This is a genomic window from Roseovarius sp. A46 (genome assembly GCF_004126395.1).
GTDB classification, from domain to species: domain Bacteria; phylum Pseudomonadota; class Alphaproteobacteria; order Rhodobacterales; family Rhodobacteraceae; genus Roseovarius; species Roseovarius nitratireducens.
The window spans coordinates 1-14706 of the sequence record NZ_PVWS01000007.1; the positions used below are offsets into that span (position 1 = coordinate 1).

Annotated in this window: 16 protein-coding genes; 9 read left to right on the forward strand and 7 right to left on the reverse strand. The window is 66.5% G+C overall.

Going from position 1 to position 14706, the window contains the following annotated elements:
- Together C6W92_RS05325 and C6W92_RS05330 are read right to left on the reverse strand one after the other, a co-directional pair.
- A partial coding sequence (locus C6W92_RS05325) for a hypothetical protein (RefSeq protein ID WP_164989176.1) occupies positions 1-608 on the reverse strand: 608 nt, incomplete at its 3' end.
- Between the two features lie 295 nt (positions 609-903).
- Entirely contained in the window at positions 904-1359 is a 456-nt protein-coding gene (locus C6W92_RS05330) for an Lrp/AsnC family transcriptional regulator (RefSeq protein WP_129432003.1), read from the reverse strand.
- Positions 1360-1468: 109 nt separating this feature from the next.
- On the opposite strand from C6W92_RS05330, the gene C6W92_RS05335 reads away from it, so the two are divergent.
- The 5 genes from C6W92_RS05335 (at position 1469) to C6W92_RS05355 (ending at position 8294) form a co-directional block, all read left to right on the forward strand.
- Positions 1469-2671, forward strand: a complete 1203-nt coding sequence (locus C6W92_RS05335) for a methionine gamma-lyase (protein ID WP_129432004.1) — start codon at positions 1469-1471, stop codon at positions 2669-2671.
- A 30-nt stretch (positions 2672-2701) separates the two neighbouring features.
- A complete protein-coding gene (locus C6W92_RS05340; protein ID WP_129432005.1) occupies positions 2702-3820 on the forward strand; it encodes a glycine cleavage T C-terminal barrel domain-containing protein in 1119 nt (372 codons plus the stop codon).
- Positions 3821-3842: 22 nt separating this feature from the next.
- Complete coding sequence (locus tag C6W92_RS05345; protein WP_129432006.1) at positions 3843-6203, forward strand: 1-deoxy-D-xylulose-5-phosphate synthase N-terminal domain-containing protein; 2361 nt, start codon at positions 3843-3845, stop codon at positions 6201-6203.
- A gap of 80 nt (positions 6204-6283) precedes the next feature.
- A complete protein-coding gene (locus C6W92_RS05350; protein ID WP_129432007.1) occupies positions 6284-7510 on the forward strand; it encodes an acyl-CoA dehydrogenase family protein in 1227 nt (408 codons plus the stop codon).
- A 199-nt stretch (positions 7511-7709) separates the two neighbouring features.
- Positions 7710-8294, forward strand: coding sequence for a carboxymuconolactone decarboxylase family protein (locus C6W92_RS05355; protein ID WP_164989177.1), 585 nt, complete (start codon positions 7710-7712; stop codon positions 8292-8294).
- 7 nt (positions 8295-8301) lie between these two features.
- Here C6W92_RS05355 and C6W92_RS05360 read toward each other — a convergent pair whose 3' ends face one another.
- A complete protein-coding gene (locus tag C6W92_RS05360; protein WP_129432008.1) occupies positions 8302-8643 on the reverse strand; it encodes a metalloregulator ArsR/SmtB family transcription factor in 342 nt (113 codons plus the stop codon).
- A gap of 246 nt (positions 8644-8889) precedes the next feature.
- On the opposite strand from C6W92_RS05360, the gene C6W92_RS05365 reads away from it, so the two are divergent.
- Both C6W92_RS05365 and clpX read left to right on the forward strand, forming a co-directional pair.
- Positions 8890-9528: an ATP-dependent Clp protease proteolytic subunit gene (locus C6W92_RS05365; protein WP_129432009.1), complete on the forward strand. Its 639-nt coding sequence runs from the start codon at positions 8890-8892 to the stop codon at positions 9526-9528.
- A gap of 143 nt (positions 9529-9671) precedes the next feature.
- On the forward strand, positions 9672-10937 hold the full coding sequence (clpX, locus tag C6W92_RS05370; RefSeq protein ID WP_129432010.1) for an ATP-dependent Clp protease ATP-binding subunit ClpX: 1266 nt from the start codon (positions 9672-9674) through the stop codon (positions 10935-10937).
- Positions 10938-11156: 219 nt separating this feature from the next.
- On the opposite strand, the gene queF is transcribed toward clpX, so the two are convergent.
- The 4 genes from queF to queC are packed head-to-tail and all read right to left on the reverse strand — an operon-like array spanning position 11157 to position 13404.
- Entirely contained in the window at positions 11157-11624 is a 468-nt protein-coding gene (gene queF, locus C6W92_RS05375) for a preQ(1) synthase (RefSeq protein ID WP_104017100.1), read from the reverse strand.
- A gap of 12 nt (positions 11625-11636) precedes the next feature.
- On the reverse strand, positions 11637-12377 hold the full coding sequence (gene queE / locus C6W92_RS05380; RefSeq protein ID WP_129432011.1) for a 7-carboxy-7-deazaguanine synthase QueE: 741 nt from the start codon (positions 12375-12377) through the stop codon (positions 11637-11639).
- Positions 12356-12712: a 6-pyruvoyl tetrahydropterin synthase family protein gene (locus tag C6W92_RS05385; RefSeq protein ID WP_104017098.1), complete on the reverse strand. Its 357-nt coding sequence runs from the start codon at positions 12710-12712 to the stop codon at positions 12356-12358. Before C6W92_RS05385 ends, queE begins: the two co-directional genes overlap by 22 nt.
- Complete coding sequence (gene queC / locus C6W92_RS05390) at positions 12712-13404, reverse strand: 7-cyano-7-deazaguanine synthase QueC (RefSeq protein WP_129432012.1); 693 nt, start codon at positions 13402-13404, stop codon at positions 12712-12714. The genes C6W92_RS05385 and queC overlap by 1 nt, the downstream gene beginning before the upstream one ends.
- Positions 13405-13545: 141 nt before the next feature.
- Here queC and C6W92_RS05395 point away from each other — a divergent pair, with 141 nt between their 5' ends.
- Positions 13546-14088, forward strand: coding sequence for a PAS and helix-turn-helix domain-containing protein (locus C6W92_RS05395; protein WP_129432013.1), 543 nt, complete (start codon positions 13546-13548; stop codon positions 14086-14088).
- 118 nt (positions 14089-14206) lie between these two features.
- The gene (gene accB, locus C6W92_RS05400) at positions 14207-14701 is read left to right on the forward strand and encodes an acetyl-CoA carboxylase biotin carboxyl carrier protein (RefSeq protein ID WP_129432014.1); all 495 of its coding nucleotides are present in this window, start codon (positions 14207-14209) and stop codon (positions 14699-14701) included.
- Positions 14702-14706: the final 5 nt, after the last annotated feature.

A 14706-nucleotide genomic window follows, 5' to 3' on the forward strand; every position in this document is an offset into this window, starting at 1 on the left:
GAGCGCAAAGCGCCGGGTGGTCGAACAACTCCTGCGGAGCAAACAAGGCGGGCTGGGTCGAAAAACTCTGTCTCATGACAAAACATACCCCACCAAACCATCTCAGGGAATCCCAAGAGTTTCGCTGAGGTCTCTGTAAGGATGACAAAGAAGGCGAAAACGCTGCAACCTAGCGGAAACGCCACAGCGAAGACTAGCCCGGCAATCATGTCAGGGCCCTCACCGCCAACCAGCCAAACCGGAAAGCCGATGCAAAGTATTGGAAGCAGGACCAATCCGGCGAAGAACACTCCACACCACGATGCGGAACGGAAAGCTTCACGCGCAGTGGGATTGTTTTCGTCGAATTCTGTTAGCTGCCAAGCAACCTGAGCGCGCTGAATAAGTTTTGAACCGACCACCTTCTCCCAGCAAGGCCCTACAACACTCTCAAAAATAAGCATTAGAAGTGAACCTGCACAGAGGCTAACCAATCCGACGGCGACCACAAAACCTAACGGCCAGTCCAGTATCGGCTCCGTCAGAACCGCATCCCATCCGTTGGCAATCCACCGGGCCAGGGCGTGATACGATGTCGCGAAAGACTGGAAAATATCGCGGAGCGTCATTGCGAGACGGTGCAGGCAAGAATGCCCGCCTGTCAATGCAAGGCAAGTGTTTACGAAGGGTGTTTCCTTTTCCGCCACCTAGCTGCTGACTTCCGACAGGCTTCCCGGCAGTATCGCGCATCCGTCCGCTTGTTTTGACCCAGTTCGTCGCCACACCATTGGCACGACCACATGCCCAGCGCCAAGCGGCGCGTCATCTTTATTGCCCGCGCCCGCCGGTTGCGGTTCTGCGGGCCTCGGCTTCTCGGCGGCCATGAAAAATAGGGGATGAAGGTTGCGAGCAACCGCCCCTCCCTCACTCTGCCGGGAACACCGGGCTGTCCTTGACGACGCCGTAGGCGAAGCTGGTGTCGATCGAGCCGATTCCGCCGATGCGCTGGAGCCGGGCGCGGATGAACGCCTCGTAGGCGTCGAGCGAGGCGACGACGACCCGAAGCTGGTAGTCGGTCTGGCCGGTCATGACGTGGCATTCGGTCACTTCTTGCATCCGGCCCACCTCGCGCTCGAAGGTCTGCACGGTGGTTTCGTCGTGGCGCTCCAGGCGGATGCGCACGAAGGCGGTGATCGCGAGGCCGCAGGCGCGCGCGTCCACCCGCGCGGCGTAGCCGCGGATCACGCCCGCCTTTTCGAGATTGCGCACCCGGCGCAGGCAGGGCGAGGGCGAGAGGCTGACCTGTGCGGCGAGGTCCTGGTTCGATATGCGCCCGTCGCGTTGCAGGGCGCGGATGATCTGGCGGTCCTTGTCGTCCATTTTGGGCCTCATGTTGGCAGATTATGCCAAAATACTGCGATAGATTGGGATACAAAGCAATCCATGCCCCGACATGATGCGATATCCTGCCACAAACAGGAGATCAGACATGAGCAATTCCCAAGGCTTCGCCACCCGCGCCATCCATCTCGGGTACGACCCGCTTGACCACGAGGGCGCGCTGACGCCGCCGCTGCACCTGACCTCGACCTTTGCCTTCGAGTCGGCCGAGGCGGGGGGCGAGCTATTCGCCGGGGAGCGCGCGGGCCACGTCTATTCGCGCATCTCGAACCCCACGCTCGACCTGCTGGAGCGCCGCGCGGCCTCGCTCGAGGGGGCCGAGGCGGGGCTGGCGCTGGCCTCCGGGATGGGGGCGATCACGTCCGTCTTGTGGACGCTGCTGGCGCCCGGCGACGAGGTGATCGTGGACCAGACGCTCTACGGCTGCACGTTTGCGTTCATGCATCACGGGCTGCGCAAGTTCGGTATCACGGTGACCCATGTGGACATGACCGAGCCCGAGAACCTTCGCGCGGCGATCTCTGACCGCACCCGCGTGGTCTATTTCGAGACGCCCGCCAACCCCAACATGCGGCTGGTGGATATCGAGGCGGTGGCGGCCATCGCCCACGAGGGCGGCGCGCAGGTGGTGGTGGACAACACCTATGCCACCCCTTACCTGACGCGCCCGATCACGCTGGGTGCCGACCTGGTGGTGCATTCGGCGACCAAGTACCTGGGCGGGCATGGCGACCTGGTGGCCGGGCTGGTCGTGGGCCGTGCCGAGGCGATTGGCGAGATCCGGCTGGTGGGCATGAAGGACATGACCGGCGCGGTGATGGCACCGTTCAACGCGATGCTGGTGATGCGTGGGCTCAAGACGCTGAGCCTGAGAATGGAGCGACATTGCGCCAGCGCGCGCGTGGTGGCCGAGTGGCTGGAGGGGCACCCGGAGGTGGCGGCCGTGCATTACCCGGGGCTGGAGAGCTTTGGCCAGCATGCGCTGGCCTGCCGACAGATGGCGCTGCCCGGCGCGATGATCGCCTTCGAGCTGACAGGCGGGCTGGAGGCCGGGCGCCGGATGATGAACGGGCTGCGGATGATCGCGCGCGCCGTGTCGCTGGGCGATGCCGAGACGCTGATCCAGCATCCCGCCTCGATGACGCATTCGACCTACAGCGCCGAGGAGCGCGCCGAGCACGGAATCGGCGACGGGCTGATCCGGCTGTCGGTGGGGCTTGAGGATGTTGCCGATATCCTCGACGATCTGGACGGGGCGCTGAGCCGTACCGTGCTCCGCGATACCGCCTGATATGTCCATCTCCAGCACGAAAGCATCCTGATGCCATTCCAGATTTCCATCGGTCCGAACCTGCGCAAATCGCCGTTCTTCGACGCCACCGTTCGAAGCGGGGTGCGGGGGTTCTCGGTCTACAATCACATGCTGATCCCCGGGCATTTCGGCGATCCCGATGCCGAGTATGACCGGCTGATGACCGGGGTGGCGATGTGGGACGTGGCGGCGCAGCGGCAGGTGGAGCTGACCGGGCCGGATGCCGGGCGGCTGGCGCAGTACCTGACGCCGCGCGACCTGACCAAGACGCGGATCGGGCAGGGCCGTTACGTGCCGCTATGCGATCACGAGGGGTGGCTCATCAACGACCCGGTGCTGCTGAAGCTGGCCGAGGACCGGTATTGGCTGTCGGTCGCCGACAGCGACATTCACCTGTGGGCCGCGGCCATCGGGCGCGAGCGGCGCTGGGACGTGGCGGTGGGTGAGCCGGACGTGTCGCCGCTGGCGATTCAGGGGCCGAAGGCGGTGCTGGTGGCCGAGGCGCTGTTCGGTCCGCGCGTGCGGGACATGCGGTATTTTGGCTTCGAGGAAACCGAGCTGCACGGCATCCCGCTGCTCCTCGCGCGGTCGGGCTGGTCCAAGCAGGGCGGGTTCGAGCTGTATCTGAGGGATGGCGCGCGCGGTGGCGAGCTGTGGGACCTGGTGGCCGAGGCGGGTGCGCCCTGGGGGATCGGACCCGGGGCGCCCAACGATATCGAGCGGCTGGAAAGCGGGCTCGTTTCCTACGGGGCCGACATGCGCTGGCAGGGTGCGCGGGCGGACCCGTTCGAGATGGGGCTGGGTGCGCTGGTCGATCTCGGGGCGGGGCACGATTTCGTCGGTCGCGCGGCATTGGAGCGGATCGCGGCGCAGGGCCCGGCGCGCAGGCGCGTGGGGCTTGTGCTCGATGGCCGCCCGACGCCGCCGGGCCATCCGGTGCCGCTGATGTTGGGGGAGACGGGTGTAGGGCGGGTTTGCGAGTTTGCGTTTTCCCGGCGCCTTGGGCAGACCATCGGTGTCGGGATTGTGCGGGCGGACCTGGCGGAGGATACGGCGGGGCTGACGGTCGCGCTGGAGGGCGGAACGGTGCCTGCGCGGATTGCGCCGTTGCCGTTCGCGGACCAGTGAAAACAGGGGGATGGGGCGCGCCATGACCGAGACAGAGACCGAGCACCTCAAGACCGTCGAGCAGCGGCTGTTGTGGCTGTCGCACTGGATGATCCATCACGCCAACCACGTCCGGCCCAAGGTGGACGGGATCAAGACGGGCGGGCATCAGGCGAGCTCGGCGTCGATGGTGTCGATCATGACGGCGCTCTATTTCTCGACGCTGCGTCCCGAGGACCGGGTGGCGGTCAAGCCGCACGCCTCGCCGGTGTTTCACGCGATGCAATACCTGATGGGCAACCTCGACCGCGCGCGGATGGAGGCGTTTCGCGGCCTGGGCGGTGTGCAGAGCTATCCAAGCCGCACCAAGGACGTGGATGACGTGGATTTCTCCACCGGGTCGGTGGGCCTTGGCGTGGCGATCACGAGTTTTGCCGCGCTGGTGCAGGATTACATTACCGCCAAGGAGTGGGGGGCCGATGTGCCGCTCGGGCGCATGGTGGCGCTGGTGGGCGATGCGGAGTTGGACGAGGGCAATGTCTACGAGGCGTTGCAGGAGGGCTGGAAGAACGACCTGCGCAATTGCTGGTGGATCATCGATTATAACCGCCAATCGCTGGACGGGATCGTGCGCGAGCGGCTGTTCGAGCGGATCGAGAAGATTTTCGACGCCTTCGGCTGGGATGTGGTGCGTGTGAAATACGGCGCGCTGCAACGGGCGGCCTTTGCCGAACCGGGGGGCGAGGCGCTGCGCGACTGGATCGACCAATGCCCCAACGCGGAATATTCGGCGCTGACCTATATGGGCGGCGCGGTCTGGCGGCAGCGGCTGATGAACGACCTGGGCGATCAGGGCGAGGTGACCGCGCTGATCGAGCGGCGGAGCGATCGAGAACTGGCGGCGTTGATGGAAAATCTCGGCGGCAATTGCGTGGCGACCATGGCCGAGACCTTCGCGAGCATCGACCACGACCGCCCGACCTGTTTCCTCGCCTACACGATCAAGGGCTGGGGCACGCCCATTGCCGGGCACAAGGACAACCACGGCGGGCTGATGACAAAGGCGCAGATGGCCGAGTGGCAGACGCACATGGGCATCCCCGAGGGGCAGGAATGGGAACGCTTTGCCGGGGTCGAAGATGTGGACAGCCTGCGCACCTTTCTCGACGGTGTGCCGTTCTTTGCCAAGGGCGCGCGGCGGTATGGAGACGCACGGCTGGCGGTGCCCGAAGTTGCGGCGGTGACGGACCGCGAAATCTCGACGCAGATGGCATTCGGCAAGATGCTTGACGGGCTGGCGCGGGGCGACAGTGCGCTCGCGGCGCGCATCCTGACCACCTCGCCGGACGTGACGGGCACCACCGGGCTGGGGCCGTGGGTCAACCGTCGCAAGCTGTTTTCGCGGACCGAGCAGCGCGATGCCTTTATCGAGCATCGCATCCCCTCGACCGCGAAATGGAATTTCTCGCCCGAGGGGCAGCACCTTGAGCTCGGTATCGCCGAGATGAACCTCTTTCTGCTTCTGGGGGCGGCGGGGCTGGCACACAGCCTGTGGGGCCGGCGGCTCATCCCCATAGGCACGGTCTATGATCCGTTCGTGCATCGCGGGCTCGATGCGCTCAATTACGCCTGCTACCAGGATGCGCGATTCATCGTGGCGGGGACGCCATCGGGGGTGACGCTGGCGCCCGAGGGGGGCGCGCACCAATCGGTGGGCACGCCGCTGACGGGCATGGCGCAGGACGGGCTGGCGAGTTTCGAGCCCGCCTTTGCCGACGAGCTGGCGGTGATCCTGGAATGGGCCTTTGACTACTTGCAGCGCGATGGCGAGGGCGACAGGGGAGGCGGCGTGGACGAGCGGACGTGGCTGCGCGACGAGACCGGCGGCTCGGTTTACCTGCGGCTGAGCACCAAGCCGCTGGAACAGCCCGGCAAGCGCGCCGATGATGCGTTCCGGCAGGGCGCCATCGACGGGGCTTACTGGCTGCGCTCGCCAGGGCCGAATTGCGAGGTGGTGATCGCCTATCAGGGCGCGGTGGCTGACGAGGCCATCGCGGCGGCGGGGCTGGCGGGCGGCTCGCGCCGCGACGTGGGTGTGCTGGCGGTGACTTCGGCGGACCGGCTCAACGCGGGCTGGACCGCGGCGCAGCGCGAGCGCGCGCGCGGCAACGCGGATGCGGTGAGCCATGCCGAGCGGCTGCTTGCCCCGCTGCCGCGGCACTGCACGCTGGTGACGGTGATCGACGGGCACCCCGCGACGCTGGCCTGGCTGGGGGCGGTGGCCGGGCACCGGACGATTTCCCACGGGGTGGAGCATTTCGGGCAGACGGGCACCATCGGCGATCTCTACCGGCATTTCCGTATCGACCGCGACGCCGTTGCCGCCTCGGCCACCGGGCGCTGAGCGGGCCGAATAGGGGCTTGTAACCTGCCGGGATCGGCGCGCAGTCTGGCGGGCAGGACCAAGCGGCAAGGGAGAGCGGGATGGATCTGGGTTTGCGGCCCGAGTGGCGGGCGCGTCTCGAACAAGTGGCGGCGATGGTGCGCGACGAGATCGCGCCCTGCGAGGCGGAATTCCACGCCGAGGTGGCGCGCGGCGACCGCTGGGCGCTCAGCCCGCGGCAGGTGGAGATCCTCGACGGGCTGAAGGCGCAGGCGCGGGCCGAGGGGCTGTGGAACCTGTGGCTGACCGACGAGGGCGGGGCCGGGCTGCGCACCGTGGACTATGCCTATTTCGCCGAAGTCATGGGCCGCAGCCCGCTGGCGCCGGAGGTGTTCAACTGCAACGCGCCCGATACTGGCAACATGGAGGTGTTTCACCGCTATGGCAGCGCCGAGATGAAGGCGCGGTGGCTGAAACCGCTGATGGAGGGGGAAATCCGCTCGGCCTACCTGATGACCGAACCGGAGGTGGCAAGCTCTGACGCGACCAACATCGCCATGTCCTGCGTGCGCGAGGGGGACGAATACGTGCTCGACGGCGAGAAGTGGTGGGCCACGGGCGCGGGCGATCCGCGCTGTGCCGTCTATATCGTGATGGTGCGGACCGGCGGCGACGACCTGCCGAAGCATCAGCGTCACGCGATGATCGTGGTGCCCGCCGATAGCCCCGGCATCGAGGTGCTGCGCGCGATGGAGGTCTACGGCCATGATGACGCGCCGCACGGACACATGCATATCCGGTTTACCGGGGTGCGGGTGCCGGCGGAGAACCTGCTGCTGGGCGAGGGGCGCGGCTTCGAGATCGCGCAAGGCAGGCTGGGGCCGGGGCGCATCCACCACTGCATGAGGGCCATCGGCATGGCCGAGGCGGCGCTGGAGATGATGTGCCGCCGCGGCCTCGAGCGGGAGGCGTTCGGCAAGCCGTTGGCGCAACTGGGGGCGAATCACGACATCATCGCCGAGTGCCGGATGGAGATCGAGCAGGCGCGGCTCTTATGCCTCAAGGCCGCCTGGATGATGGATCAGGGCGACGCGCGCGCCGCCGCGCCGTGGATTCACCAGATCAAGGTGGTCGCGCCGCGCGTGGCGCTGAAGGTGGTGGACGAGGCGGTGCAGTTGTTCGGCGCGCAGGGCATCAGCCAGGATGTGCCGCTCGCGGCGATGTGGACGCATCTGCGCACGTTGCGCCTGGCCGACGGGCCGGACGCGGTCCACCGGCGGCAGGTGGCGCGGGCGGAACTGCGGCGGCACACGCAGGAGAAGGTGTGAACGGGGCGCGGCCCGGGTGGGGGCGCTGCCCCCACACCCCCCGGGATATTTCCGGCAAGATGAAGCCAAGGCGCGCGCATTCGCGCACAGGCATGTCTGCGCCAGAGCACCGGCCTCACGATGTGGTGACCGGCGGGGCGGTTACATGGCGCGCGGCCCCTGATTAGCTATGGCGTGAGCGTAATCAAAGGAGGCTTACATGACTGCCGAATTCAAGATCACCACTGCCCCGGTGAGCGACGATGCCGCTAAAGGCGCGGCCAAGGAGATGCTGGACGGCGCGCGCGCCAAGCTCGGTTTCGTTCCGAACATGTATCGCGGCATGGCGATCAATCCGGGGCTGCTGAGTACCTATCTGCACGGCTATGCGCATTTCCGAGAGCAGGGCAATTTCACGCCGCCGGAGCAGGAGGTCGTGTTCCTGACCATCTCGCTCGCAAATGGCTGCGACTATTGCACCGCCGCGCACTCGATGCTGGCGGTGAATGTCTCGAAGCTGTCGGAGGCGCACACGCAGGCGCTGCGCGACGGCAAGCCGCTCGATGATGCCAAGCTGGAAGCGCTGCGTCGCTTTACCCATCACATGTGGGAGACGCGCGGCCTGCCGACGAAGGCCGAGGCCGAGGTGTTCAAGGCCGCGGGATATTCGGATATCCACGTGCTGGAGATCATCCTCGCGATGTCCGTGAAGACGATCAGCAACTATGCGAACCACGTGAATCACACGCAGGTGGACGACGCCTTCGCCGCCTTCGCGGTGGACAAGACGGTGGCGGCGGCCTGAGCCGCGCCTAGCTATTGCGCCCCTGCGCGTCGGGGGCGCAGAACATCTCGTACAGGACGCCGAGCAGGCGTTCGGCGCGCGCGTCGGCAAGGCTGTAGTAGATGATCTTGCCGTCGCGGCGCGTGCGTACCAGGCCCTCGTGGCGCAGCCGCGCGAGCTGTTGCGAGACGGCCGCCTGTCGCGCGCCGAGGAGGGCCTCGAGCTCTGAGACGGATTTCTCGCCGGTGACGAGGTAGCACAGGATCATCAGCCGCCCCTCGTGGCCGAGCGCGCGCAGGAATTCAGCCGCGTCGGTGGCGTTCTGCTGCATCTGCGCCAGGTCGGCGCTGTCGGGGGCGGTCGTGAGCATGTGCCATTGCTCCTTTTCGCTCAATCTAGGGCGATTTCGCGCTCGCGGCAATTGCCAAACCCGTGATCGCGGGGGGTGTGCCCGGAGCGGGCTCAGACTTTTGTGCAACACGGCGTCGAATCGCGCGCGCGCCCTTGCAGGGGGTGGGGCGCGTCACTAAGACTCCGTTAGCACGCCGTCGGTTACGATCGGCGAAACCTATTGGCGCGGACAGGACGGCCGGGCCGCAACAGCAGGCGGGACAGGATGAAAGACCCTTTCGAGACATACATGAACACGCTCGTGCCCATGGTGGTCGAGCAGACCAGCCGGGGCGAACGCGCCTATGACATCTTCTCGCGGCTCCTGAAGGAGCGGATCATCTTTCTCAGCGGGCCGGTGCATGATGGCATGTCGAGCCTGATCGTGGCGCAGCTTCTGCACCTCGAGGCGGAGAATCCGTCCAAGGAAATCAGCATGTACATCAACAGCCCCGGCGGCGTGGTGACGAGCGGGCTGTCGATCTACGACACCATCCAGTACATCAAGCCCAAGGTCAGCACGCTGGTCATCGGACAGGCGGCGAGCATGGGGTCGCTGCTGCTCACCGCGGGCGAGCCGGGGATGCGGTTTTCGCTGCCCAACAGCCGGATCATGGTGCACCAGCCCTCGGGCGGCTACCAGGGACAGGCCACCGACATCATGATTCACGCCAAGGAAACGCAGAAGCTCAAGGACCGGCTCAACGAGATCTATGTCCGCCATACCGGGCAGGATATCGAAACCGTCGAGGCGGCGCTGGAGCGCGACAATTTCATGTCGCCCGAAGAGGCGAAGGAATGGGGCCTCATCGACGAGATCGTGACCAACCGTAACAAGCCCGGCGACGGCGATGACGCCAAATGAGGCGATGAATGAACGGTGATCGCCCGTGCGCGGGCGGTCGAGAAAATCGCATTGTGGTGCTATCCACCCTGACTTAAGCTGGTGGAACGAACGAGACGAGACGACGCGCATGCCGCCCGACCGGCGGCGCTGAAAGGAAAGCCATGGCGAACAATTCCGGCGACAGCAAGAACACGCTCTATTGCAGTTTTTGCGGAAAGAGCCAGCACGAGGTGCGCAAGCTGATCGCAGGGCCCACGGTATTCATCTGCGATGAATGCGTGGAACTGTGCATGGACATCATCCGCGAGGAGACCAAGAGCGCGGGGCTCAAGGCGACCGACGGCGTGCCCACGCCGCACGACATCGCCAAGGTGCTCGACGATTACGTGATCGGCCAGGCGATGGCCAAGCGCGTGCTCTCGGTGGCGGTGCACAACCACTACAAGCGGCTCAACAACTCTGGCAAGAGCGACATCGAGCTCAACAAGTCGAACATCCTGCTGATCGGCCCGACCGGCTGTGGCAAGACGCTGCTGGCGCAGACGCTGGCGCGCATTCTCGATGTGCCGTTCACGATGGCCGATGCCACCACGCTGACCGAAGCCGGCTATGTCGGCGAGGACGTGGAGAACATCATCCTCAAGCTGTTGCAGTCGAGCGAATACAATGTCGAGCGCGCGCAGCGCGGCATCGTCTATATCGACGAGGTTGACAAGATCACCCGCAAGTCCGAGAACCCGTCGATCACCCGCGACGTCAGTGGCGAGGGCGTGCAGCAGGCGCTGCTGAAGCTGATGGAAGGCACCGTGGCGAGCGTGCCGCCGCAGGGCGGGCGCAAGCATCCGCAGCAGGAATTCCTGCAGGTGGACACCACCAACATCCTGTTCATCTGCGGCGGGGCATTCGCCGGGCTCGACAAGATCATCTCTCAGCGCGGCAAGGGCAGCGCGATGGGCTTTGGCGCCGATGTGCGCGACGAGGACGAGCGCGGCATCGGCGAGGTCCTGTCGTCGCTGGAGCCGGAGGATTTGCTCAAGTTCGGGCTGATCCCGGAATTCGTCGGCCGCCTGCCGGTGCTGGCGACGCTGGAGGATCTCGACGAGGAGGCGCTCGTCACCATCCTGACCGAGCCAAAGAACGCGCTGATCAAGCAGTATCAGCGCCTGTTCGAGCTGGAGAACGCGACGCTGACCTTTACCGACGATGCGCTCAAGGCGATCGCCAAGCGCGCCATCGCCCGCAAGACCGGGGCGCGGGGGCTGCGCTCGATCCTTGAGGATATCCTGCTCGATACGATGTTCGACCTGCCCAGCCTTGAGAATGTCGAGGAAGTGGTGGTCAACGAGGAGGCGGCGACATCGGACGCCGCGCCGCTGATCATCTATGCCGAGACCAAGGGCAAGAAGGGCGGCGCGAGCGCCGGCTGAGTAGTCACGCCTGTGGAAAGAGGCCCGCGCCGGGAGGCGGGGGCCTTTTTCGTTGAAGGCGCGTGGGCGATTGGCCTGTTCCTGCCATGCGCATCCTGCCCTCGGCGCGGGACAAGGCGCGTTTACGCGCCGCCGCGCAGCGCCCGCCCGAGGGGGCGGTCGGGCGCTGCGCGGCTCATCGCCAAATGCCCAACGCCCGCTTCACGCCATCCCCCGCGCTCACCCCCGTCCGCGATAGGGCGGCACGCCCTGGTCGGGCAGCCAGACCCCCTCGGGCGCGGGGCCGGTCTGCCAGAACACGTCGATGGGGATGCCGCCGCGCGGATACCAGTAGCCGCCGATGCGCAGCCATTGGGGGCTGAGGAACTCGACCAGCCGCCGGGCGATGGAAACCGTGCAATCCTCGTGGAACGCGCCGTGGTTGCGAAAACTGGTTAGGTAGAGCTTGAGTGACTTGCTCTCTACCAGCCACGCGCCCGGCACGTAGTCGATCACCAGATGCGCGAAATCCGGCTGGCCGGTCATCGGACAGAGCGAGGTAAACTCCGGCGCGGTGAAGCGCACCGCGTAGGCGGTGTCGGCCTGCGGGTTGGCGACGCGTTCGAGTTCCGCCTCCTCGGGGCTTTGCGGCACGCGGGTCGCGCCGCCAAGCTGCGTCAGGTCCTTGTAGATGTCGTTGTCGCTCATCGTGGTCTCCTTTTACACGCCGCGCTTGTTGCCCCAGAGCGTCACGTGCAGTTGCGGCAGAACGGTCGCCGCGAACCAGCCATCGGCCACCACCCGATCCACCAGCCAGCGCATCCGCGCGTCGATGCCCGCCTGGTCCAGCACCGCCGTGTCATCTCCGGGCGGGGGCGGGGTGTGGTTGCCCGGTTGCAGGTAGACGGCCAAGGATGGATACCGCGCTGCCACCTCGCGTGCCCAGTGGTAATCGACCTCGTCGAACACGACGATCTTGAGCACCGTCGGCGCATCGCCCGCGGCGGCGCGGCAAGCGTCGAACGCTGCCCAGTCCACCGCCATGCCCGACGAGGGCGGCTTGGGCGAAAGCACCAGCATGTCGAGATCGGCGAACCAGTCGCGCGCGACAGAGCCTTGGGTCTCCATCGCGAATCGGTAGCCGCGCGCGTGGCCCATCCCGATCAGTGGGCCAAGCGGCTGGATCGCGGGATTGCCGCCCGAGAGCGTGACGAGGATCGGCCGGTCGCCCGAGAGGCGGGCCACCTCGGCCATCACGTCCGCGGGCTGCATCGGCGCCCATGTGTGGCGATACCCTGCGTCCACCGCGTGCAGGCTGTCGCACCACGAACAGCGGTAATCGCAGCCGCCGGTGCGCACGAATACGGTGGGCTGCCCGATCAGCGCGCCCTCGCCCTGGATGGTGGGCCCGAAGATTTCCGAGACGCGGACGGGATCGGTCACGGCCGGTATTCCGCCCATGTTTTGGGTGTCTCGCTCACCCGCACCGCCGAGACCTCGGGCCAGCGGGCGCGGCACCAGTCGAAGAAATGCCGCGCCATGCGCTCGGCTGTCACGCAACCGTCGCCCAGAACGTCGTTGAGGTGGCGGTGGTCGAGATGGTCGTCGATGTAGGATTTCAGCGCGGCAAGGTCGTGATAGTCGCGCACGAATCCGGTCTCGTCTAGGTCCACGGCGGCCAGTTCCACCACCACGATATAGTTGTGCCCGTGCAGGCGCGCGCAGGGATGCCCCTCGCGCAGACCGAAGAGCTGATGCGAGGCGGAGAAGTGGAATTCCTTGGTGATCCGGTACATCAGCGCCCCTCCACCGCGGCCTGCCAGTAATCGGGGTCGTCATAGGCGGTTGGGTCCGCGACCCCGGCGAGGTGGAACGCCTCGCGCCGCTCGACGCAGGTGCCGCAGCGCCCGCAATGGTGCAGCCCCCCCTTGTAGCACGACCACGTTTCGGCAAAGGGCACGCCGAGGTGCGCGCCATCGGCCACGATATCGGCCTTGGAGCCGTGGACATAGGGCGTCCAGAGCTCCACCTCGGCCACGCCTTCGAGCGCGTGATCCTGCATCGCCTGGAAGGCGGCGATGAAGCCGGGGCGGCAATCGGGGTAGATGAAATGATCGCCGCCATGCACCGCCGCCGCGACCGCACCCGCCTTTTGCGCCGCCGCCATGCCGAAGGCCACGGCCAGCATGATGGCGTTGCGGTTGGGGACGATGGTGATCTTCATCGTGTCCTCGGCGTAATGGCCGTCGGGCACGTCGACGTCGTCGGTGAGCGCCGAGCCTGAGAGCGCCGCGCCCACGCCGCGCAGATCGACCACCCGGTGCGGCACGCCGAGCCGCGCGGCGCAGGCGCGCGCGCTCTCGACCTCCTTGACGTGGCGTTGCCCGTAGTCGAACGACAAGAGCGCCGCGAGACGGCGCTCGGCGGCGGTCTTGTGGGCGAGGGTCACGGAATCGAGCCCGCCCGAGCAGATGACGATTGTATCCATACGCTTGTCGTCCTTGTTTTTTAGAGCGGGTAGGCTGCGACCGCTTGGGCCCGCGCCTTACGCCTTTCGCGCGATCATGGCAAGACGTCCGCCCCGCGCAATTCGCTTGGAGCGCCGCCGAGTGCGCGGCATAACGGGGACATGGAGACCGAGAAACTCGCCTTCGATCATGCGCCGGTCGGGCTTGCCGTGTTGGAGCACCGGATCATCCGCACCTGCAACCGGCAATTCGCCGCGATCTTTGGCGGGGATCCGGGCGATTACGCGGGCGTGCCGCTGGCGCGATTCTACCCTTCGATCGAGGATTATCGCCGGATCGGCTCGGACGCGCTGGCCGTGATGCGCGAGACCGGGCGCTATGCCGATGAGCGGGTGATGCGGCGCGGCTCGGGCGCGCTGTTCTGGTGCCGGGTGCGGGGGCAGTCGCTGACGCCCGACGCGCCGTTCGCGCGCGGCATCTGGTCATTTGCCGATCTCTCGGACGAGCGCCCGCTCGTCGCGCTCACACGGCGCGAGCGCGAGGTGGCGATCCTGACGTGCCGCGGGCTCACGTCCAAGGAAATCGGGCTGGAGCTGGGATTGAGCCATCGCACCATCGAGGTCTACCGCGCCCGCTTGCTGGAGAAATTCGGCGCGCGCAAGCTGGCCGAACTGGTGGCGAAGCTGTCGGGAATGCCGCTCTGAGCCCGGGTATCGTGGGGGAAATGGCCGCTTTTCTCAGGCATCTGCATGCCCTATAAGCGTCGGAAACCATTGCGATGGGCGCGGCCTGCGCGCACCATCGCCGTTACCGAGGAAGCAAATGTCGAACGAAACGCATGAATCGGACGTGGCCTTTATCCGGGCGCTCGCGGAGTTGTTGAACGAGAACGATCTTACCGAGCTGTCAGTCAAACGCGAATACGGGCAGGACGACACGCTCAACGTGCGGGTGAGCCGACGGGGGGAGACCGTCACCACGCAGGTGAGCAGCGCGCCCGCGGCGCCTGCCGTTGCGCCGGCCGCCGCGGCGTCGGCGCCCGCGGCCGCCCCCGTCGAGCCCGTGGATGATCCCGCGAGCCACCCCGGCGCCGTCACCTCGCCGATGGTCGGCACCGTCTACATGCAGGCCGAGCCCGGCGCGCCCTCCTTTGTCAGCGTGGGTCAGCAGGTGAGCGAGGGCGACACGCTGCTGATCATCGAGGCGATGAAAACCATGAACCACATCCCCGCGCCGCGTGCGGGCACCGTCCGGCGCATCCTGATCGAGGATGGCGCGGCGGTCGAATACGGCGCACCGCTGATGATTATCGAGTGAGGCGG

Coding starts and splice junctions, on each gene's coding strand:
- C6W92_RS05330 (WP_129432003.1), bottom strand. CDS start 1,359: ATGGACGACAAGGACCGCCAGATCATCCGCGCCCTGCAACGCGACGGG.
- C6W92_RS05335 (WP_129432004.1), top strand. CDS start 1,469: ATGAGCAATTCCCAAGGCTTCGCCACCCGCGCCATCCATCTCGGGTAC.
- C6W92_RS05340 (WP_129432005.1), top strand. CDS start 2,702: ATGCCATTCCAGATTTCCATCGGTCCGAACCTGCGCAAATCGCCGTTC.
- C6W92_RS05345 (WP_129432006.1), top strand. CDS start 3,843: ATGACCGAGACAGAGACCGAGCACCTCAAGACCGTCGAGCAGCGGCTG.
- C6W92_RS05350 (WP_129432007.1), top strand. CDS start 6,284: ATGGATCTGGGTTTGCGGCCCGAGTGGCGGGCGCGTCTCGAACAAGTG.
- C6W92_RS05355 (WP_164989177.1), top strand. CDS start 7,710: ATGACTGCCGAATTCAAGATCACCACTGCCCCGGTGAGCGACGATGCC.
- C6W92_RS05360 (WP_129432008.1), bottom strand. CDS start 8,643: ATGCTCACGACCGCCCCCGACAGCGCCGACCTGGCGCAGATGCAGCAG.
- C6W92_RS05365 (WP_129432009.1), top strand. CDS start 8,890: ATGAAAGACCCTTTCGAGACATACATGAACACGCTCGTGCCCATGGTG.
- clpX (WP_129432010.1), top strand. CDS start 9,672: ATGGCGAACAATTCCGGCGACAGCAAGAACACGCTCTATTGCAGTTTT.
- queF (WP_104017100.1), bottom strand. CDS start 11,624: ATGAGCGACAACGACATCTACAAGGACCTGACGCAGCTTGGCGGCGCG.
- queE (WP_129432011.1), bottom strand. CDS start 12,377: ATGGGCGGAATACCGGCCGTGACCGATCCCGTCCGCGTCTCGGAAATC.
- C6W92_RS05385 (WP_104017098.1), bottom strand. CDS start 12,712: ATGTACCGGATCACCAAGGAATTCCACTTCTCCGCCTCGCATCAGCTC.
- queC (WP_129432012.1), bottom strand. CDS start 13,404: ATGGATACAATCGTCATCTGCTCGGGCGGGCTCGATTCCGTGACCCTC.
- C6W92_RS05395 (WP_129432013.1), top strand. CDS start 13,546: ATGGAGACCGAGAAACTCGCCTTCGATCATGCGCCGGTCGGGCTTGCC.
- accB (WP_129432014.1), top strand. CDS start 14,207: ATGTCGAACGAAACGCATGAATCGGACGTGGCCTTTATCCGGGCGCTC.